Raw genomic sequence first — 17,943 nt, forward strand, 5'->3', positions numbered from 1 at the left:
CGTGACTGACGCCGCCCTCGGGATCCTGCTGGTGGCGGCCCTGCTCGTGGTGGTGCGCCTCGTGAAGGGCCCGACCACCCTGGACCGCGCCGCCGCCGCCGACGTCTTCGTGGCGATCCTGCTCTGCGGCGTCGCCGTGCTGGTGGCGCGGCGGGGCTCCACGGTCTTCGTGCCGGTGCTGCTGGCGCTGTCCCTGCTCGGCTTCGCCAGCTCGGTGGCCGTGGTGCGCTTCCTGGGCCGCGAGGACCCCGCCCGCGAGCCCGAGGAGCACCCCGACGACACCTCGGCGGGCAGGAGCGGCTCGTGAGCGCGTGGGACTGGCTGTCGGCGGTGCTCCTGCTGTCGGGGTCGCTACTGGCGCTGGCCGCCGGCGTCGGCATGCTGCGCTTCCCCGACCTGTGGATGCGGATGCACGCGGGGACCAAGCCCCAGGTGCTGGGGCTGCTCCTGGTGCTGGCGGGCGTCGAGGTGCAGCTCGTCCCTGATGCGAGCGCCGTGGTCGCGCTGCTCTTCGTGGGACTGTTCCAGCTGGTCACCGCGCCGGTGGCCAGCCACCTGCTCGCCCGCGCGGGGCACCGATCCGGCGTCGTGCCCCGCGACCAGCTCGTCCAGGACGACCTGCGCGTGTTCGAGCTGGAGTGCGCTGCCGGCGACCACCCGGAGTCGTCCCCGTCACCACCGGAGGACCGCACCCCCTCCTCGTGATCGTGGTCTTCGCAGGCGGCAGACCACGATCACGGTCGGGTGGGGGATCAGGGGTGCAGCACGACCTTGGTCCAGCCGTCCTCGCGGGCGTCGAAGTGCTGGTAGCCCTCAGCGGCCTGGGCCAGGTCCAGCTCGTGGCTGACGATGAACCCGGGTGAGGCCTTGCCCTGGGTGATGAGGTCGCGCAGCTGGCGGTTGTAGCGCTTCACGTCGGCCTGCCCGGTGCCCATGGTCAGGCCCTTGGTGAAGAAGGCTCCGAACGGGAAGGCCATCCGCCCCTCCTTCATGAGGGGGTCCGGGCCGTTCGGGTCCTGCGGCGGGAAGACGCCCACCACGCCGATGCCGCCCGTGGCCCGCACCACCTGCACGAGGGTGTCCAGGGTGCCGGCGGGGTGCTCCTCGCCGGAGTGGTCGTGCGCCTGCCAGCCCACGGCCTCCACGCCGCGGTCGGTGCCGACGCCGCCGGTGGCCTCCATGACCTGCTCCACCGGGTCGCCCTCGCTGAAGTCGACGGGGGTCGCACCAGCCTGCTCGGCCAGCCGCAGCCGGTCGGGGTGCTGGTCGACCACGTAGACCTGGTCAGCGCCCTGGATCCGGGCCGACAGCGCCGCCATGAGGCCCACCGGGCCGGCGCCCATGATCGTGACGGACTCGCCGGGCTCCAGGCCCGACAGGCGGGTGCCGTGCCAGCCGGTGGGGAAGATGTCGGACAGCATCGTGTAGTCGAGCTCGTGCTCGCTGCCGCCGGGGAGGCGCAGCGCGTTGAAGTCGGCGAACGGCACCCGCAGGTACTCCGCCTGGCCGCCCTGGTAGGGCCCCATGTCGGCGTAGCCGAAGGCGCCACCGGCCATCCCGGGGTTCACCTCGAGGCAGAAGGCGGTCTTGCCGCGGTTGCAGTTGCGGCAGTGGCCGCAGGCGATGTTGAAGGGCAGGGAGACGCGGTCGCCCCTCTTCAGCCGGGTGACTCCGGAACCGACCTCCTCGACGATCCCCATGTTCTCGTGGCCGAGGGTCTTGCCCTGCTCCACGTCGGTGCGCCCCTCGTACATGTGCAGGTCGGACCCGCAGATGTTGGTCGAGGTGATCCTGACGACGACGTCGGTCGGCGCCTCGATGCGCGCGTCGGGGACGTCCGTGACGGTGACGTCGCGCGGTCCGTTGTAGACGAGTGCCTTCATGGACCACCCGTACCCGTCGCCGCGGAGGACAACCCCCGGATCAGCGCGGGTCGTGCTCGGCGTACCAGGCGGCCACGCGGCGGAAGCCCTCGTCGAGGTCGACCTGCGGGGCCCACTGCAGCACCCGCTGCGTCTCGCGCTGGTCGAACCAGTGCGCCGTACCCAGCTGCTCCGCCAGGAACGACGTCAGCGGCGGCTCCTCGGCGCCCAGGGGGTGCCCGACGGCGCGCAGGCCCTTCCAGACCGCCTCGACGGCGTGACCGGCGGCGCTGGCTGCTCGCGTGGGGATGCGGCGGGTCGGGACGGGCGCCCCGCCGGCGACGGCCATCTTGGCCAGCAGCTCCCCGACCGTGCGGGGCTGGGCGCTGGAGATGACGAAGGCGCGGCCGTGGGCGTCGTCGTCCTCGGCGTGGTCCAGCGCCGCGACGATCGCGGCGGCGGCGTCGTCCATGTACGTGGTGTCGATGAGGGCGGTGCCGTCACCGATGACCACCATGCGGCCCACCCGGGCGCGCTCGACGACGCGGCCGACCAGCTGGGTGTCGCCGGGGCCCCAGACGATGTGGGGACGCACCGCGACCACGGCGAAGCCGGGGGCGTCCGCGGCCAGCGCGAGCAGCTCTGCGGCGGCCTTGGTGCGGGCGTAGGGCCCGCGGGCGTGCTCCGGGTCCGCGGTGCCGGCCCCCTCGCCCACCAGGGAGGAGCCGACGTGCGCCACCGAGGGGGAGGAGACCTGCACGAAGCGCGTGGCACCGGCCTCCCGCGCACCGGCGAGCAGCGCGCGGGTGCCCTCCACGTTGACCGCCCGGTACTCCTCCTCCGGGCCGGTCAGCGCGACCTTGGCGGCGAGGTGGACCACGGCGTCGACGCCCTCGCAGGCGCGGAGCACCGCGGCGGGGTCCGACATGTCCCCGCGCACGTCGCGGGCCCCCTCGACCCCGCTGGGCCGGCGCTGGAAGGTGGTGACCTCGTGGCCGCGCGCCACGAGGGCCGCAGCGGTGGTCCCGCCGAGCAGGCCGCTGGCACCGGTCACGAGCACCTTCACGCGGGCACCTCCACGGGGCTGTCGGCCTTGGTGCTGCCGGTGAGCACGCCGTCGGCCCAGGCGGCGACGCGGGTCCTGTCGACCTTGGAGCGGTGCCGCACGTCGGTGGGCAGCTCGGCCACCACGAGCACCGCCGCGACCGGCACCGCCGTGCCGGCGGCGGCGCGGACGGCGTCGACGAGCTCCACGCCCGCGGCGCCCGGTACCGGGGCACCGGCCTCGCCGGTCGTCTCGACGACGACGACGGGCTGCTGCGTCCCGGCCGGACCGACGCCCACGAGCGCCGCCCGGGCGATGCCGGGGAGCCGCTGCACGCGCTGCTCGGCCCCGACGGGCGTGAGGGGACCGGCGACCGTGGTGAGCACGTGGGTGAGCCGCCCCTCCACCCAGATCCGCCCGGCGGCGTCGAGGTGGCCGACGTCGCCGGTGCGGTGCCACCCGGGTTCGCCGTCAGCACCGGGGGTGCCGCGCACGCTCTCCCGCTGGACGTCCCAGAGCTGGTCGTAGTGGTCCTTCATGAGGGGGGACCTCACGACGATCTCCCCCGTGGGCGCGTCAGCGCCCTCGACCAGCGGGCCGACCGCGCGGCCGCGGTCGTCGAGGGCCGACGTGGCCACCCGCGTGCCCGGCAGCGGTGAGCCGACCAGCACGCCCTCGCCCTCACCGGCGGCCTGCAGCTCGGTGAGGTTGGTCTGCGCGACCAGCAGCCCCTCGGTCATGCCGTAGGGGGTGCGGCACTCCGCGCGGGGCAGCACCTCGCCGGCGGCCGCGAGCAGGTCGGTGCCCACGGGCGCCCCGGCGGACAGCAGCAGCTTGACGCGGGCCAGGGCTGCGCGGCCGGCGTCGTCGACGTCCGCCGCGGTCGCCACCACCCGCCGCAGCGCGGCGGGGGAGGCGAACACCACGGGCGCGGGCGCTGCGTCGTCAGGGGCGATCGCCGCGACGGCGCGCGCGAGCGCGCCGGCGGTGAGGGTGTCCGGCTTGGTGACGTCGGTCTCCGGCACCGCGGCAGTGGCGCCCAGGAGCGGCGCGAGGATGGCGAACGGGGCGAACGCCGCCACGAGGGAGTCCCCCCGGCCCAGGCCGCTGGTGTGCGCGGCAGCGTCGCGCAGCGCCTGGAGCGTGGCGTGCGTGTGCACCACGCCCTTGGCCGGCCCCGTGGACCCGGAGGTGAACAGCACCGCGCCCTGGTCCGAGGGCACCGGCTCCGGCAGCGGCACGTGGTCCGGCGCGGCGCGCAGGGCGCGGCCGCGGGCCTCGAGGTCCGCGAGCAGCTCGACCTGGCCCAGGGCGCGTCGCCGCAGGCCCGAGCTGGCGCCGGCGAGGACGCGGCGCCCGGGCCAGCCCAGCGCGCGGGCGGCCAGGAGGGCCCTCTCGATGCCGACGACGACGGCGGGGTCGGCGCTGGCCACGGCCCGGGTGAGCCCCTTGACGCCCAGGCCGGCGTCGGCCACGACGACCACGGCCCCCAGGCGCAGGCACGCGCTGAACAGCGCGGAGAGGTCAGGGCCGGGCGGCACGAGGAGCGCGACGCGGTCGCCGTGGCGGACGCCGGATGCGGCCAGGCCCTCGGCGAGGTCGTCGACGCGCGCGGCCAGCTCGCGCCAGGTGAGCGTCTCGGCGGGTGCACCGGGCCGGAGCTGGGCGACGGCCACGGAGTCGTCCTCGGAGCGGTCCCGCAGGGCCGACCACAGCGGTGCCCGGTCAGCGGCGGCGGGCTCGCCGTCAGGGGCGGGAGCGGACGGCGCGTCGAGGCGCTGCAGCCACCGCACCACGGTGCCGGCGACGCCGCGGTCGGGCTCGACGTCCTCGACCAGCAGGTGGCCGGTCCCCTCGAAGCGCTGGACGTCGGCGTGCGGCAGGCGCGCCCGCAGGTCGGAGAGGTAGCGCTGCCGGAAGACCGGGTCGGCAGGACCCCAGAGGAGCAACGAGGGGACCCTGGGGCCGCCCGTCCCGGCTCCGATGGCGGACAAGCCGGCGGCCACGTCGTCCAGGGTCGCGGCGCTGGGGTGGCCGGGAACCACCGGGATGTCGGCGACGAAGGCACCCACGCCCACGCGCCGCGCGGCGCCGCGGTACGGCGCCAGGTAGGCGTCGGCCACGCCGGGCGCCAGCGGGCGGCGGGCCGTGGCCATCGTCGCGCGCAGGAACGCGTCGGTCGTCGTGGTGCCGGCCGTGTGGAGGCCGTGCGTGGTGAACGGGACGAGGACCGCCGGCAGCGACGCGCCCTCGGGCTGGTGCACCGCCGTGTTGAGGAGCACCACGCCGGCGAGGACGTCGCGGTGGCGCCCTGCCCAGCCCGACGAGACGACGCCGCCCCAGTCGTGGCCGACGGTCACCACCCGGGTCCCGGAGCCACCGGCCCCCGTGACGCCGAGGGCGTCGGTGAGGCGGCCCAGGTCGTCGATGCGCCGCGCGAGGCGGCGGCGGGTGCCGGTGCGCTCGGAGAAGCCCATGTCGAGCTGGTCGGGGGCCACGAGGCGCCACCCGGCAGCAGCGGCCCGCGGCAGCAGCGTCCGCCACAGGTAGGACCAGGTGGGGTTGCCGTGCACCGCGAGGAGGACCCCCACCGGGTCGCGGCCGGTCGCCTCGCGCACCGCGTCGGCACCGTCGAGCAGGTGGACCGTGCGGTGGACGCCGTCGGCGTCGGTGAAGGCGACCAGGCGCGACCAGGCCGGATCCAGGCCGGGCAGGCCGGCCGGGGGGAGCGCCGCGGGGGCGCGGGTCACCAGACGATCTCGCAGAAGGCCGAGTTCAGGCCCGAGCCCACGCCCAGGCACAGCACCCGGTCACCCGGCTCGAGGGAGTCGACCTCGCGCGCCAGCGTCATGGGCAGGGACGCGGGACCGACGTTGCCGAGCACGGGGTAGCTCTCGGGCACCTTCGACCACGGGACGCCGGTGCGCTCCACGAGCGCCGCCATGTGGATCTTGGAGACCTGGTGGAAGACGTAGCGGGCGACCCCGCTGCTCCAGCCCCACTCCTCGTCAGCGGCGTCGAACGCCTCGCCGACCAGGGCGACGCCGTGCTCGAGCAGACCGCGGCCGTCGGCCACCATCTGCTCGGCGCTGGCCACGCACAGCCCGTGGTGCGAGCTCCCGCTGCGCGCCACACCGCCCTTGATGCGGTGCCCCTCGGGGTGGGCGTCGGCAGGGCCGAGGACGGCGGCCACCGCGCCCGAGCCGAGCGTGAGGGAGGCGAACTCGTCCAGGTACTCCTGGCGGGTCACCGGCTGGTGGGCCAGGCGGTCCAGCGTCCTGTCGAACATCGGGCTGATGTCCTCGGCGCCCACCACCACCGCGTAGCGGACCTGCCCGGCGTCGATCATCGCCGACGCGGTCTGCAGCCCGTTCACGAAGCCGAGGCAGGCGTTGGTGATGTCGAAGTTCATCGCCGACGTGGGCAGCCCCATCGCCTCGTGGACGACCGCTGACACCGCGGGCTCGAGGTGGTAGCGCGTCACCGACGTGTTGATCACCAGGCCGACGTCGGACGCGTCGACCCCCGCCTCGGACAGGGCCTTGGACCCCGCCGTCGCCGCGGCCTCGCCGCACGTGACGTCGCCGGCGTAGAGGCGGCGCTCGCGGATGCCGGTGACCCGCTCCAGCAGGCCGGGGCGGATGCCGAGCCTCTGCATGGTCCCCGCGAGGCGCTCGTCGAGCTCGTCGGACGTGACCACGACCGGTGCCTCGATGGCGTTGATGGAGAGCAGAGCGGTGTTGGCCGCCCGCCAGCTCGTGTTGCCGTTCACGCACACCTCGTTCCAGGGCTCAGGAGCCCCGAGGTTAACGGTCCTGGCGGTGTGCTGCCCCCCGCGGCAGACACCGAGGGCCCGGTCGCCGTGGAGCGACCGGGCCCTGGGCTCGCGGTGCGCGAGGGGGGAGTTGAACCCCCACGCCCTTTCGGGCACACGGACCTGAACCGTGCGCGTCTGCCTATTCCGCCACTCGCGCGAGCAGCAGGAAAACTAGCACGCCCGTGCGGGGAGCCCACCCACGCCCCCGGCCGGGAGGGCCGCGGCGCGCGGAGACGGCCAGGACGCCGCACCCGGGCGGCACCGCGGATACGATCCGCAGACCGGCTGCCGCACGCTGAGGGGAGGAGCCGTGGGAGTGCTCGACCGCTTCGAGCGCAGCGTCGAGCGCGTCGTGAACGGCGTCTTCGCGAAGGCCTTCAAGAGCGAGGTGCAGCCCGTCGAGCTGGCCAGCGCCCTGCGCCGGGAGGTGGACACCACCTCCGCGGTCGTCGGCCCGGGCCGCACGCTGGTGCCCAACGCCTTCACCATCGACCTGGGCCCGGCCGACCACGAGCGCCTGTCCTCCTGGGAGGACTCGCTGGCCGCTGAGCTGGCCACCGCCGTCACCGACCACGCCCGCGCGCAGCGCTACTCCTTCTCCGGTCCGGTGTCCGTGCGGCTCCAGCGCGACGAGGAGCTGGCGACGGGCGTCTTCCGGGTGCGCAGCGCCCGGGTGCGCGGCGGCATCGCCCCGGCCACCTCGGCGGTGGCGACCCCGGCGCACCCCGTGCTGGAGGTCGACGGCCGCAGCTACCAGATGGCCTCCGAGCGGACCGTCATCGGTCGCGGCAGCGAGTGCGACGTCGTCGTGGACGACCCCGGCACGTCGCGGCGCCACCTCGAGGTGGTCCGCAGCGGTGGCCGGACCACCGCGCACGACCTGGGGTCCACCAACGGCACGGTGGTCGACGGGCGGCGCCTCGACGACTCCGGCGGCCGCACCGCGGTCCTCCACGACGGGAGCCGCATCCAGCTGGGGCGGACCACCGTGGTCTTCCACTCGGGCTCCTCCGCCGGCGACGGCACCGACGAGGAGTGGTGAGGCCGTGAGCCAGCTCACCGTCACCGTCCTCCAGCTGGGCCTCCTCGTGGTGCTGTGGCTGTTCGTGCTCGGCGTGGTCGCCGTCCTGCGCCGTGACCTCTACGGGGTGCGCGCCCCCCGCGAGGCGGCTCCCGCACCGGCGGCTGCGGCTCCCGCTCCCTCCGCACCGGCGCCCGCCCCGGCACCGGTCCCGCCGGCCGCCCCCCGCCCCGCTCCGGCCCCCGCGGCCCCGCGCGCCCGCCTGCTCGTGGTCGTCGAAGGACCGCGCTCCGGCACCCGGCTCGAGCTGGACGGCGCGCCCGTGGTGCTCGGGCGCGCCGACGACTGCACCCTCGTCCTCGGCGACGACTACGCCTCCGGCCACCACGCCCGCCTGACCCCCTCGAGCAGCGCCCCGGGCGGCTGGGTCCTGGAGGACCTCGGCTCCACCAACGGGACCAGCCTGGGGGCCGGCCCCGCCGCCGCGCCCGTGCGCGGGGCGGTGCCGGTGGGCGCCGGCAGCGTGGTGCGCATCGGCCGCACCACCCTGGAGCTGCGCGCATGACCCTGGCACTGCGGGCGGCCGCCCGCTCCGACGTCGGCCTGGTGCGCGCCAGCAACCAGGACTCCGGCTTCGCGGGTGCGCGCTTCGTCGTCGTCGCCGACGGCATGGGCGGTCACGCCGGGGGCGACGTCGCCTCCGCCACCGCCGTGGCCGAGCTCATGGGCCTCGACGACGAGGCCCACGGCGCCGAGGCCCCCCAGCGCCTCGCCGACGCCGTCGCGCGCGCGCAGGAGGCGCTGCTGCGCCGCGTGGCCGCCGAGCCCGCCCTGGCGGGCATGGGCACCACCGTCACCGCGCTCCTGCGCGCCGGGGAGCGCCTGGTGCTGGCGCACCTGGGCGACTCGCGCGCCTACCTGCTCCGCGACGGCGCGCTCACGCAGGTCACGCGAGACCACACGTTCGTGCAGCGCCTGGTGGACGAGGGCCGCATCACCGCCGAGGAGGCCGAGCACCACCCGCAGCGCAACGTCATCCTGCGGGTCCTCGGCGACGTGCAGTCCTCGCCCGAGCCCGACCTGTCCGTGCAGGAGGCGCACGTCGGCGACCGCTGGCTGCTGTGCTCCGACGGGCTCCCGCGGGTCGTCTCCGACGAGACCGTCGAGCGCACCCTCGCCGGGGTCCCGGACGTGGGCCGGTGCGCCGAGACCCTCGTGGAGCTGGCGCTGCGCGCCGGCGCGCCCGACAACGTCACCTGCGTCGTGGCCGACGTCGTCGAGGTCGAGCAGGGCGGGCCCCCGGCGACCGTCCGGCAGGTCGTGGGCGCGGCAGGCGAGCGGCCGGACCCCGCCGAGCGCGCCGTCAGGATCCCCACCAGCCCCGCCATGCGCGCGGCCGTGCTGGGCCGCGGCGGCGTCGCCGCGGCTCCCCTCACGGCGTCGGCACCGGCGGCAGCGGGCGGCCGGTCCTCCGCCCCGGGCGGCGTCCGGGAGGAGTCGGAGACGGGACCACCGGGCCCCGCGCCCGGGGACCGCACCGACGAGCCTCCTCCCAGACCCTCCCGGGTGCGCTGGGGGCAGCGGGTCCTCGTGGTCCTCGTCGTGGCCCTCGTGCTCGGGGGTGGCGCCCTGGCCGGGTCGGCGTGGCTGGGGCGCCAGTACTTCGTCGCCGACGACGGCGGCGCCGTGGCCATCTACCGCGGCCTGTCCCAGGACGTCGGCCCCGTGCACCTGTCGCGGCTGGTGGACGTCACCGACGTGCGCATCGCCGACCTGCCGGCCGCCTTCCGCGACCAGGTCGCCTCGGGCATGCCCGCCGACAGCCTCCCGGACGCCGAGCAGATCGTGACGCGCCTGCGCGAGGTGTCGCGCGCCGAGGACGCCGCTGCCCCCTCGGCGGCCCCGAGCGCCTCCCCGACCGACGTCCCGGCGGCCTCCCCGACCGGCACCTCGGTGGCACCTCCCACCGCTCCCACCACGGCGGCCGCCCCGTGAGGGCGCGCTGGGTCGAGCTCGGGCTGACCGCGGTCGCGGTCGGCCTGGCGATGGCCGCCTACGGGCTGGTCGGCGTCGCCACCGAGGGCGCCTGGCCGGCGGACCTCCTCAGCTACGGCGGTGGCCTGGGCGCGCTCGCCCTGGTCCTCCACCTGGCCGTGCGCTGGCGCGCCCGCTACGCCGACCCGCTGCTCCTGCCGGTCGCCATGCTCCTCAACGGGCTGGGCCTGGCCCTGATCCACCGCCTGGACGTGGCCGACGAGACGGCCTTCGCCGAGCGCCAGCTCGCGTGGTCGGCGGTGGGGCTGGTGCTGGCCACCGCCGTCGTCGTCCTGCTGCGCGACCACCGCTGGCTGCGGCGCTACACCTTCACGGCCATGGTCGCCGGCCTCGTGCTGCTGCTCCTGCCGCTGGTCCCGGGGCTGGGCGTGAACATCAACGGCGCGCAGATCTGGGTGCGGGTCGGCCCGATCGGCTTCCAGCCCGGTGAGCTCGCCAAGATCGTGCTGACGGTCTTCTTCGCCGGGTACCTCGTCACCGCCCGCGACACCCTGTCGCTGGTGGGCCCGAAGGTCCTCGGCCTGCAGCTGCCCCGACCCCGCGACCTGGGCCCCCTGCTCGTGGCGTGGCTCGCGAGCCTGGGGGTGCTCGTGCTCGAGCGCGACCTCGGGACCTCGCTGCTGTTCTTCGGGCTCTTCGTGGCGATGCTCTACGTGGCCACGCAGCGCGTGAGCTGGATCACCATCGGCCTGACGCTGTTCGTGGGCGGCGCGGTGCTCGCCTGGAGCCTCTTCAGCCACGTGCAGGCCCGCGTCACCGCCTGGCTCGACCCGTTCGCCACCGACGTCTACGACCGCGAGTACGGCGGCAGCTTCCAGCTGGTGCAGGGCCTGTTCGGCTTCGCCAACGGCGGCCTGCTGGGCACCGGCATCGGCGAGGGCCGCCCGCAGACGGTGCCCTACGCCGAGAGCGACTTCATCCTGGCCACCCTGGGCGAGGAGCTCGGGCTCACGGGGCTGCTGGCCGTGCTGGTGCTCTACCTGGTGCTCGTGGAGCGGGGGCTGCGCACCGCCGTCGCCGCGCGCGACGGCTTCGGCAAGCTGCTGGCCGGCGGCCTCGCGTTCGCCATCGGCCTGCAGTGCTTCGTCGTGGCCGGCGGCGTGCTGCGGGTCATCCCCCTGACCGGCCTGACCATGCCGTTCCTGGCCTACGGCGGCTCGAGCCTGGTGGCCAACTGGATGATCGTCGGGCTGCTGCTGCGCATCTCCGACGCCGCTCGCCGCCCCGCGCCTGCCGTCCCCGAGCCCGAGGGCTCGCCCGTGGTGCCCGACGAGGCCGGCGCCGCCGCCACCCAGGTGGTGCGCCTGTGAACGCCCCTCTGCGCCGCCTCGCCGTGGTGGTCACCGCGATGTTCACCGCGCTCATGGTCGCCGCGACCTGGGTGCAGTTCGTCGACGCCGGCCAGCTGCGCGCCGACCCCCGCAACTCGCGGACCCTGTACGAGCAGCTCGGCCGCGAGCGGGGCCCGATCACCACGGCGGACGGCACCGTCATCGCCGAGTCGGTGCCGAAGGACGACAGGTACCGCTACCAGCGCACCTACCCCGAGGGCGAGCTGTACTCGGCGGTGACGGGCACGTACTCGGTGACGTCCGGCGCCAGCGGGCTGGAGCGCGCCGAGGACGCCTACCTGTCGGGAGACTCCGACAAGTTCTTCTTCCGGCGCGTCTCCGACCTGCTGACCGGCACGCAGCCGGGTGGCGCGGTGGTGGAGACCACCATCCGCGACGCCGTCCAGCAGGCCGCCGCCGACGGGCTGGGGGACCAGCAGGGCGCCGTCGTGGCCCTCGACCCGACGACCGGCGACGTGCTGGCGCTGTACTCCTCCCCGGGCTGGGACCCGAACGCCCTGGCCGACCACGACACCGCCGCCGCGGCGCAGGCGCGGGCCGCCCTCAGCGACGCCGACGGCGACCCGCTGGTCAGCAAGGCCACCGCCCAGAGCTACCCGCCGGGCTCCACCTTCAAGCTGGTCACGACCGCCGCAGCGCTGGAGAGCGGGCAGTACACGGCGGACAGCGTCCTTGAGGGTCCCGCGGAGCTCCAGCTGCCGCAGACCACGGCGACCCTGGCCAACGACGACGACAGGCCGTGCGGCACCGACGGGAGGACGTCCCTGGCCGACGCGCTGCGCGTCTCGTGCAACACGGCCTACGCCAGCCTCGGGCTGGCGCTCGGCCAGGACGCACTGCGCGAGCAGGCGGAGAAGTTCGGGTTCGACTCGTCCTTCGACATCCCGACCCGGGTCGCAGCGAGCCGCTTCCCGTCTCAGGACCTCAACCCGCCGCAGCTCGCGCAGTCGAGCATCGGCCAGTTCGACGTCCAGGCGACCCCGATGCAGATGGCCATGGTCGCCGCGGCGATCGCGAACGGTGGAGTGGTGATGCAGCCGAACCTGGTGCGCACGGTGCGGGGCCGCGACCTCGAGGTCCTCGAGGCGCCGCGCCCCACCGAGCGGGGGCGCGCCGTGTCCGAGCAGACCGCGAGCAGCCTGACCGCCATGATGGAGGGTGTGGTGCAGTCCGGGACCGGTCGCAGGGCGCAGATCCCCGGCGTCAGCGTGGCCGGGAAGACCGGGACCGCGCAGAACGAGGCCGGCGCGGCGCCCCACGCGTGGTTCACCGCCTTCGCCCCGGCGAACGACCCGCAGGTGGCCGTGGCGGTGTTCGTGGAGTCCGGCGGCAGCGCCGCGCAGGAGGCCTCCGGCGGCAGCGTCGCTGCACCGATCGCCAAGAGCGTGATCGAGGCCGCGCTGACGGCGCAGGCCGCCCAGGGCTCGGGGAGCAACGGCTGATGCGCGTCGACGCCGGCACCGTGCTGGGCAACAGGTACCAGCTCACCACTCCCATCGCCTCCGGCGGCATGGGGGAGGTCTGGGAGGCCCACGACGAGCTCCTGGGCCGCACCGTGGCCGTCAAGGTGCTCCGCAGCGAGCTCGCCACCGACGCTGGCTTCCTGGCCCGGTTCCGCACCGAGGCCCGCAACAGCGCGCGCCTGGCCCACCCGGCCATCGCCGCCACCTACGACTACGGCGAGTCCGACGGCAGCGCCTGGCTGGTCATGGAGCTGGTGCCGGGGGAGCCGCTGAGCGACCTCCTGGCCACGCAGCACTCCGTGGAGCCGCGCCGCGCCATGCGCATCATCGCCTCGGCGGCCTCCGGACTGGCCGCGGCGCACGAGGCCGGCATCGTCCACCGAGACGTCAAGCCCGGCAACCTCCTCGTGACGCCCACCGGCGGGGTCAAGGTCACCGACTTCGGCATCGCGCGGGCCGCCGCCGAGGCGCCCCTGACGGCCACGGGCCAGGTCATGGGTACCGCGGCGTACCTGTCCCCCGAGCAGGCCACCGGCCGCCGCGACCTCACTCCCGCGGTCGACGTGTACGCCCTCGGCGTGGTCGCCCACGAGATGCTCGCCGGACAGCGTCCCTTCACGGGTGAGTCGCAGGTGGCCATCGCGCTGGCGCAGGTCAACGACCCGCCGCCCCCGCTGCCCTCCTCCGTGCCCGCCGGCGCGCGGGCCCTGGTGGACGCCTGCCTGGCCAAGGACCCCCACGCCCGCCCCCGGGACGCCGCCGTGGTGGCCCAGGTGGCCTCCCTGGTCGCCGACGGGGACGACGCGCGCGCCCAGCGCGTGCTGTTCGCCGGGCTGGGCTCCTCCGCCGCGGCAGCGGCGGGCGCAGCCGGTGCCTCCACGGTCGCGCTGCCGCCCACGGCCGACGCCACCCGCGCCATGCCTCCCTCGCAGGGCGACGAGACCGTCCCGTGGCCCGAACCGGCCGCGCCCGCCACCCGGCGGTCCGCGCAGGCCGCCGCGGCGGCCTACGCCGCGGGCGGTGCGGCGGGCGCCGGGGCGGCCGCTGCCGGCGCCTACCCCCGCACCGGCATGACCACCGGCCCGCAGGCCGCGCCGGAGCCGACGGGCCAGCGCTCCGGGCGGGGCCGCATGACGGTGCCGCTGCTCGGGCTGCTCGCCGTCCTCGTCGTCGTCCTGGCGGCGCTGGTGTACATCAACAGCGCCAGCTCCGGCGCCGAGACGCCGCAGAACCCGTCGCTGAGCACGCCGACCTCGACCACGGAGGAGTCTCCCGCCCCGCAGCGGAGCAGCCAGACGCAGGCCGAGACGGAGTCCGCCACCACCCCCGCGCCGTCGGAGTCGACGGACACCGAGACCAGCCCGGCGCCGACGGACGCGGAGACCAGCGCCGAGCCCACCGACCCCGTGACCCCCAGCGCCTCCGAACCGGCGCCGTCGTCGTCGGCCCCCACGCCCAGCACGGGTGCCTCGGCGGCTACGCCGGGTGCCAGCGGCACCGCCGGAGCGGGTGCTCCCGCCGGTGGTGCCGTGCAGGGGGTGGACGGCGCGTGACCGGAGCCGCCCGCGTGCTCGGTGACCGCTACGAGGTCTCCGAGCTGCTGGGGCGCGGCGGCATGGCCGAGGTGCACGCCGGGCGCGACCAGCGGCTCGGCCGCCGGGTCGCCATCAAGCTGCTGCGCTCCGACATGGCGCGCGACCCGGTGTTCCAGGCCCGCTTCCGCCGCGAGGCGCAGTCCACGGCGGGCCTGAACCACCCGGCGATCGTCTCGGTGTACGACACCGGCGAGGACGTCTCCACGGAGTCCGGCGGCGCGCAGGTCCGCACGCCGTACATCGTCATGGAGTACGTCGAGGGCCGCACCGTGCGCGACCTCCTCGACGACGCAGGCGGCGCCGGCCTGGGCACCCAGCGCGCCGTGGAGATCACCGCCGGGGTCCTCACCGCCCTGCAGGCCGCCCACGACGCCGGCATCGTCCACCGCGACGTCAAGCCCGCCAACGTCATGGTCACGCCCTCCGGCGCCATCAAGGTCATGGACTTCGGCATCGCCCGCGCCGTCGCCGACTCCTCGGCCACCATGACCCAGACCTCCGCCGTCATCGGCACCGCCCAGTACCTCTCCCCCGAGCAGGCCCGCGGGGAGGTGGTCGACGCCCGCACCGACCTGTACTCCACGGGCTGCCTGCTCTACGAGCTGCTCACCGGCCGCCCGCCCTTCATCGGCGACTCCCCCGTCGCGGTGGCCTACCAGCACGTCGGCGAGCTGCCCGCACCGCCGAGCCAGTACAACCGCGCCGTCGACGACGAGCTCGACCAGGTGGTGCTCAAGGCGCTGTCCAAGCAGCGCGACGACAGGTACGCCGACGCCGACGAGTTCCGCGAGGACCTGCTCGCCGCCGAGGCCGGGCACCCGGTCATGGCGCCGACGGTGGCCGTCGCCCACGCCGCGGCCACCCAGCACCTGCCGACCACCACCGAGGCCACCCGCGCCGTGGCAGCGGGCGGGTTCGTCAGCCGCCGCGCCCGAACGCTCGCGACCGGCCAGGTGGACGCGGTGGACGCCCCCGTCACGGGGCAGTTCGCCGCCCAGCCGGAGCCGCGCCGGGGCAGCCGGGTCTTCATGACCCTGCTCGTGCTGCTGCTGCTCGTGGTGCTGGGGCTCGTCGGGTGGCTGACCTGGCGCGCCTACCAGGAGTCGAGCATGGTCACCGTGCCGGTGGTCGTGGGCGAGACCCAGCAGTCCGCCGAGGCGCGGCTGCGGGCGGAGGGTCTCAGCGTCAGCGGCACCACCGAGCGCGCGGACCCCGCCGCCGCCGGCACCGTCATCGACTCCGACCCGGAGGCCGGCCAGCAGGTGGAGGCGAAGTCCGCCGTGGCGCTGGTGCTCTCCAGCGGACCGGCCGCCGTCCAGGTCCCCGACGTCGTCGGTCAGACCCAGGAGCAGGCTGCGGCGAGGCTGGACCAGCAGGGGCTCGTGCTGGGCACGGTGTCGCCGCAGGACGCCCCGCAGCTGCGCGCCGGGACGGTCATCTCGACGAACCCCCCCGCGGGCACGTCCCTCGAGCCCGGCGCGACGGTGGAGCTCGTCGTGGCCAGCGGCAAGGTCGAGGTCACGAGCGTCGTCGGCAAGAGCCAGGAGGACGCCGTGGCGGCCCTCACGGAGCTCGGGCTCGTGCCCTCCCTCACCGAGCAGCCGAGCGACCAGCCTCCGGGGAGCGTCGTCTCGCAGACGCCGGAGAGCGGCAGCGTCGCCGTCGGCAGCGTCGTCCAGCTCGTCGTCTCGGGGGGCCCCACGGCCACCGCCTCACCCACGGAGACGGCCACCGACGCACCGACCGGCCAGCCGACCGACGGCGCCGAGGGCGAGCAGAGCCCCAGCCAGAGCCCGTCGGCGAGCCAGACGCCCAGCACGACGCCCACGCAGGGCACGTCACTGGCCCCCGAGGAGCCTGCGGAGGGCGAGCCGTCGCGGAGCCCGCGAGACGACTGAGCCGGACGGATCCGCCCGGGCCCTGCTCAGGCGGAGCGGGGCTGCTGCTCGCCGCGCACCAGGGGCGCCATGCCCGCGGAGCGGTCCACGGCGGCGTCGTCGCCGCACACCTCGAGCCAGTTGGCGAGGAGGCGGTGGCCGCCCTGCGTGAGCACCGACTCCGGGTGGAACTGCACGCCGTACAGCGGGAGGTCGCGGTGCTGCAGGGCCATCACCACGCCCCCGGTGGTGCGCCCGGTGACCACCAGCTCGTCCGGGACGGTCTCGGAGACCACGGCCAGGGAGTGGTACCGCGTGGCGGTGAAGGGCTCCGGGAGCCCGTGGAGCACGCCCTGGCCGTCGTGGACGACCTCGCTGGTCTTGCCGTGCAGCAGCTCCTCAGCGTGCGTGACGGTGGCCCCGTAGACCTCGCCGAGGGCCTGGTGACCCAGGCAGACGCCCAGCATCGGGGTGGCGGACTCCGCGCAGCGCCGCACGAGGTCGGGGCTGGCCCCGGCCTCCTTCGGGGCGCCCGGCCCCGGGGACAGCAGCACGCCGTCCACGCCGTCGAGCACGTCGTCGCGCTCCAGCGCGGCGTCGTCGTTGCGCAGCACCCGGCAGTCGGCGCCGAGCTGCTCGAGGTAGCCCACGATGGTCCAGACGAAGCTGTCGTAGTTGTCGACGACGAGCACGCGGCGGCCGGTGGAGCTCATCGGGGAACCGTAGCGTGGGCCAGCTGCAGGGACCCGTCCCAGCCGGGCACGCTGACGTCCTCCTGGCTCAGCTGCCAGCCGAGCCCCACCCGCGCGGCGTCGGAGAGGTAGGCCCTCACGGCCGGTGAGGCGTCCACGGCGGCTCGGAGGGCCTCAGGGTCCCCCACTGCCCGCACGGTGTACGGCGGGGCGTACAGGCGCCCCTGCAGGCGCAGCACGTTGCCCACGCAGCGCACCGCCGAGGTCGAGATGATCCGCTGGTCCTGCAGTCCCACCGCCGTGGCCCCGCCGGCCCACAGGGCGTTGACCACGGCCTGCAGGTCCTGCTGGTGGACGATGAAGACGTCCGCGCTGACCCCGGTGGCGCCCGCCGCCGCAGCGGTGTCCGCGGCGCGCGGGGCGTCGTCGAGCGTGATGACCAGGCCGGGCCCGTCCACCGGGTCGAGACCGGCGGCGCCGGCCAGGGCGCCCGCCTCGGCCTGCAGCCGCTGGGCTGCCGGGTCGTCGACCTGGCGGCCCAACCGGGTGACCTCCTCCTGCAGCTGCGCCAGGCGCCGGTCGTCACGGGCCACGTCGCGCTCCCGCGCCACCACCTGGCTGCGCAGGTCGCTGGTGCTGGCCCGCAGGTCGGTCCCGTCGGCGGTGCGCGCCGACGTGGCGAACAGGCCCCCCGCGAGCACGAGGACGACGACGACGGCGAGGCCGCTGAGGCCCGGCCGCTGCCACCGCCGGCGCGCGGTGTCCGGGGGTTCGGCGGGGTCCGGTGCGGCCGGCGGGGCGCTCGTCGCTGCGTCCGTCACGGCTCGCCCTCCCCGCCCGGTCCGGGCGACTACCCTCGGGCCCTGACAGCCCTGCTGGAGGAGGACCGGTGCCCGAGTCGAGGATACGTCGCCGTCGCGCGTGGACAGCCCCGCGCGAGAAGAGCGCCGGCCCCCGCCCGAGCCCCCGCTGGTGGGTTCCCGTCATGCTCGCCCTGATGGTGGTCGGGTTGGTGTGGATCGTCGTCTACTACCTCAGCAGCGCGACCTACCCGGTCCCGCAGCTGGGCGCGTGGAACCTGGCGGTGGGCTTCGGCGTGGTGCTGGTCGGCTTCGCGATGACCACCCGCTGGCGCTGACGGGCCGGGCTGACGGGCCGGGGCCC

The 17,943-nt window shown here is 75.9% G+C and carries 16 protein-coding genes and 1 tRNA gene; 10 read left to right on the plus strand and 7 right to left on the minus strand.

The genetic code is table 11. The features are described 5' to 3' along the window. The first annotated feature begins 1 nt into the window (after position 1). Together FHN55_RS04180 and mnhG are read left to right on the plus strand one after the other, a co-directional pair. Positions 2-307, plus strand: a complete 306-nt coding sequence (locus FHN55_RS04180; RefSeq protein WP_180357632.1) for a monovalent cation/H+ antiporter complex subunit F — start codon at positions 2-4, stop codon at positions 305-307. Beyond that, complete coding sequence (gene mnhG / locus FHN55_RS04185) at positions 304-705, plus strand: monovalent cation/H(+) antiporter subunit G (RefSeq protein ID WP_139711006.1); 402 nt, start codon at positions 304-306, stop codon at positions 703-705. The genes FHN55_RS04180 and mnhG overlap by 4 nt, the downstream gene beginning before the upstream one ends. A gap of 47 nt (positions 706-752) precedes the next feature. Here mnhG and FHN55_RS04190 read toward each other — a convergent pair whose 3' ends face one another. From FHN55_RS04190 to FHN55_RS04210, 5 genes are all read right to left on the minus strand, one after another. Continuing rightward, complete coding sequence (locus FHN55_RS04190; protein WP_139711007.1) at positions 753-1,883, minus strand: glutathione-independent formaldehyde dehydrogenase; 1,131 nt, start codon at positions 1,881-1,883, stop codon at positions 753-755. Between the two features lie 40 nt (positions 1,884-1,923). After that, positions 1,924-2,928, minus strand: coding sequence for an NAD(P)-dependent oxidoreductase (locus FHN55_RS04195; protein ID WP_139711008.1), 1,005 nt, complete (start codon positions 2,926-2,928; stop codon positions 1,924-1,926). Beyond that, a complete protein-coding gene (locus FHN55_RS04200; protein WP_218974340.1) occupies positions 2,925-5,657 on the minus strand; it encodes an alpha/beta fold hydrolase in 2,733 nt (910 codons plus the stop codon). Before FHN55_RS04200 ends, FHN55_RS04195 begins: the two co-directional genes overlap by 4 nt. Continuing rightward, positions 5,654-6,679, minus strand: a complete 1,026-nt coding sequence (locus tag FHN55_RS04205) for a 3-oxoacyl-ACP synthase III (RefSeq protein ID WP_139711009.1) — start codon at positions 6,677-6,679, stop codon at positions 5,654-5,656. The genes FHN55_RS04200 and FHN55_RS04205 overlap by 4 nt, the downstream gene beginning before the upstream one ends. Before the next feature lie 118 nt (positions 6,680-6,797). Next, positions 6,798-6,881, minus strand: a tRNA-Leu gene (locus FHN55_RS04210). 153 nt (positions 6,882-7,034) lie between these two features. Here FHN55_RS04210 and FHN55_RS04215 point away from each other — a divergent pair. From FHN55_RS04215 to pknB, 7 genes are read left to right on the plus strand one after another with little or no spacing between them, the layout of a single operon-like run. Then, entirely contained in the window at positions 7,035-7,766 is a 732-nt protein-coding gene (locus FHN55_RS04215; protein WP_139711010.1) for a DUF3662 and FHA domain-containing protein, read from the plus strand. Between the two features lie 4 nt (positions 7,767-7,770). After that, positions 7,771-8,310, plus strand: coding sequence for an FHA domain-containing protein (locus FHN55_RS04220; protein ID WP_139711011.1), 540 nt, complete (start codon positions 7,771-7,773; stop codon positions 8,308-8,310). Beyond that, positions 8,307-9,740, plus strand: a complete 1,434-nt coding sequence (locus tag FHN55_RS24065; RefSeq protein WP_139711012.1) for a PP2C family serine/threonine-protein phosphatase — start codon at positions 8,307-8,309, stop codon at positions 9,738-9,740. The genes FHN55_RS04220 and FHN55_RS24065 overlap by 4 nt, the downstream gene beginning before the upstream one ends. Beyond that, a complete protein-coding gene (locus tag FHN55_RS04230; protein ID WP_257570686.1) occupies positions 9,737-11,110 on the plus strand; it encodes an FtsW/RodA/SpoVE family cell cycle protein in 1,374 nt (457 codons plus the stop codon). Before FHN55_RS24065 ends, FHN55_RS04230 begins: the two co-directional genes overlap by 4 nt. Further along, positions 11,107-12,594 carry a penicillin-binding protein 2 gene (locus FHN55_RS04235; protein WP_139711013.1) on the plus strand — a complete coding sequence of 496 codons (1,488 nt, stop codon included), beginning with the start codon at positions 11,107-11,109 and terminating at the stop codon, positions 12,592-12,594. The genes FHN55_RS04230 and FHN55_RS04235 overlap by 4 nt, the downstream gene beginning before the upstream one ends. Then, the gene (locus tag FHN55_RS23200; protein WP_218974341.1) at positions 12,594-14,168 is read left to right on the plus strand and encodes a serine/threonine-protein kinase; all 1,575 of its coding nucleotides are present in this window, start codon (positions 12,594-12,596) and stop codon (positions 14,166-14,168) included. The genes FHN55_RS04235 and FHN55_RS23200 overlap by 1 nt, the downstream gene beginning before the upstream one ends. After that, entirely contained in the window at positions 14,165-16,108 is a 1,944-nt protein-coding gene (gene pknB, locus FHN55_RS04245) for a Stk1 family PASTA domain-containing Ser/Thr kinase (RefSeq protein WP_139711014.1), read from the plus strand. The genes FHN55_RS23200 and pknB overlap by 4 nt, the downstream gene beginning before the upstream one ends. Positions 16,109-16,134: 26 nt before the next feature. Here pknB and FHN55_RS04250 read toward each other — a convergent pair whose 3' ends face one another. Then, positions 16,135-16,800 carry an aminodeoxychorismate/anthranilate synthase component II gene (locus tag FHN55_RS04250; RefSeq protein WP_139711015.1) on the minus strand — a complete coding sequence of 222 codons (666 nt, stop codon included), beginning with the start codon at positions 16,798-16,800 and terminating at the stop codon, positions 16,135-16,137. Further along, on the minus strand, positions 16,797-17,600 hold the full coding sequence (locus FHN55_RS04255; protein WP_180357633.1) for a DUF881 domain-containing protein: 804 nt from the start codon (positions 17,598-17,600) through the stop codon (positions 16,797-16,799). Before FHN55_RS04255 ends, FHN55_RS04250 begins: the two co-directional genes overlap by 4 nt. Positions 17,601-17,668: 68 nt before the next feature. Between FHN55_RS04255 and FHN55_RS04260 the strand changes: the two genes are divergently transcribed. Further along, positions 17,669-17,917, plus strand: coding sequence for a cell division protein CrgA (locus tag FHN55_RS04260; RefSeq protein WP_139711016.1), 249 nt, complete (start codon positions 17,669-17,671; stop codon positions 17,915-17,917). The last annotated feature ends 26 nt before the right edge of the window (positions 17,918-17,943 follow it).

Source organism: Streptomyces sp. NP160 (genome assembly GCF_006335115.1).
In the GTDB taxonomy this organism is placed as follows: Bacteria; Actinomycetota; Actinomycetes; order Actinomycetales; family Quadrisphaeraceae; genus Quadrisphaera.

Bases quoted from the DNA above. Each gene is read 5' to 3' on its own strand.
- FHN55_RS04250 (WP_139711015.1), bottom strand. From the start codon at position 16,800: ATGAGCTCCACCGGCCGCCGCGTGCTCGTCGTCGACAACTACGACAGC.
- FHN55_RS24065 (WP_139711012.1), top strand. From the start codon at position 8,307: ATGACCCTGGCACTGCGGGCGGCCGCCCGCTCCGACGTCGGCCTGGTG.
- FHN55_RS04190 (WP_139711007.1), bottom strand. From the start codon at position 1,883: ATGAAGGCACTCGTCTACAACGGACCGCGCGACGTCACCGTCACGGAC.
- FHN55_RS23200 (WP_218974341.1), top strand. From the start codon at position 12,594: ATGCGCGTCGACGCCGGCACCGTGCTGGGCAACAGGTACCAGCTCACC.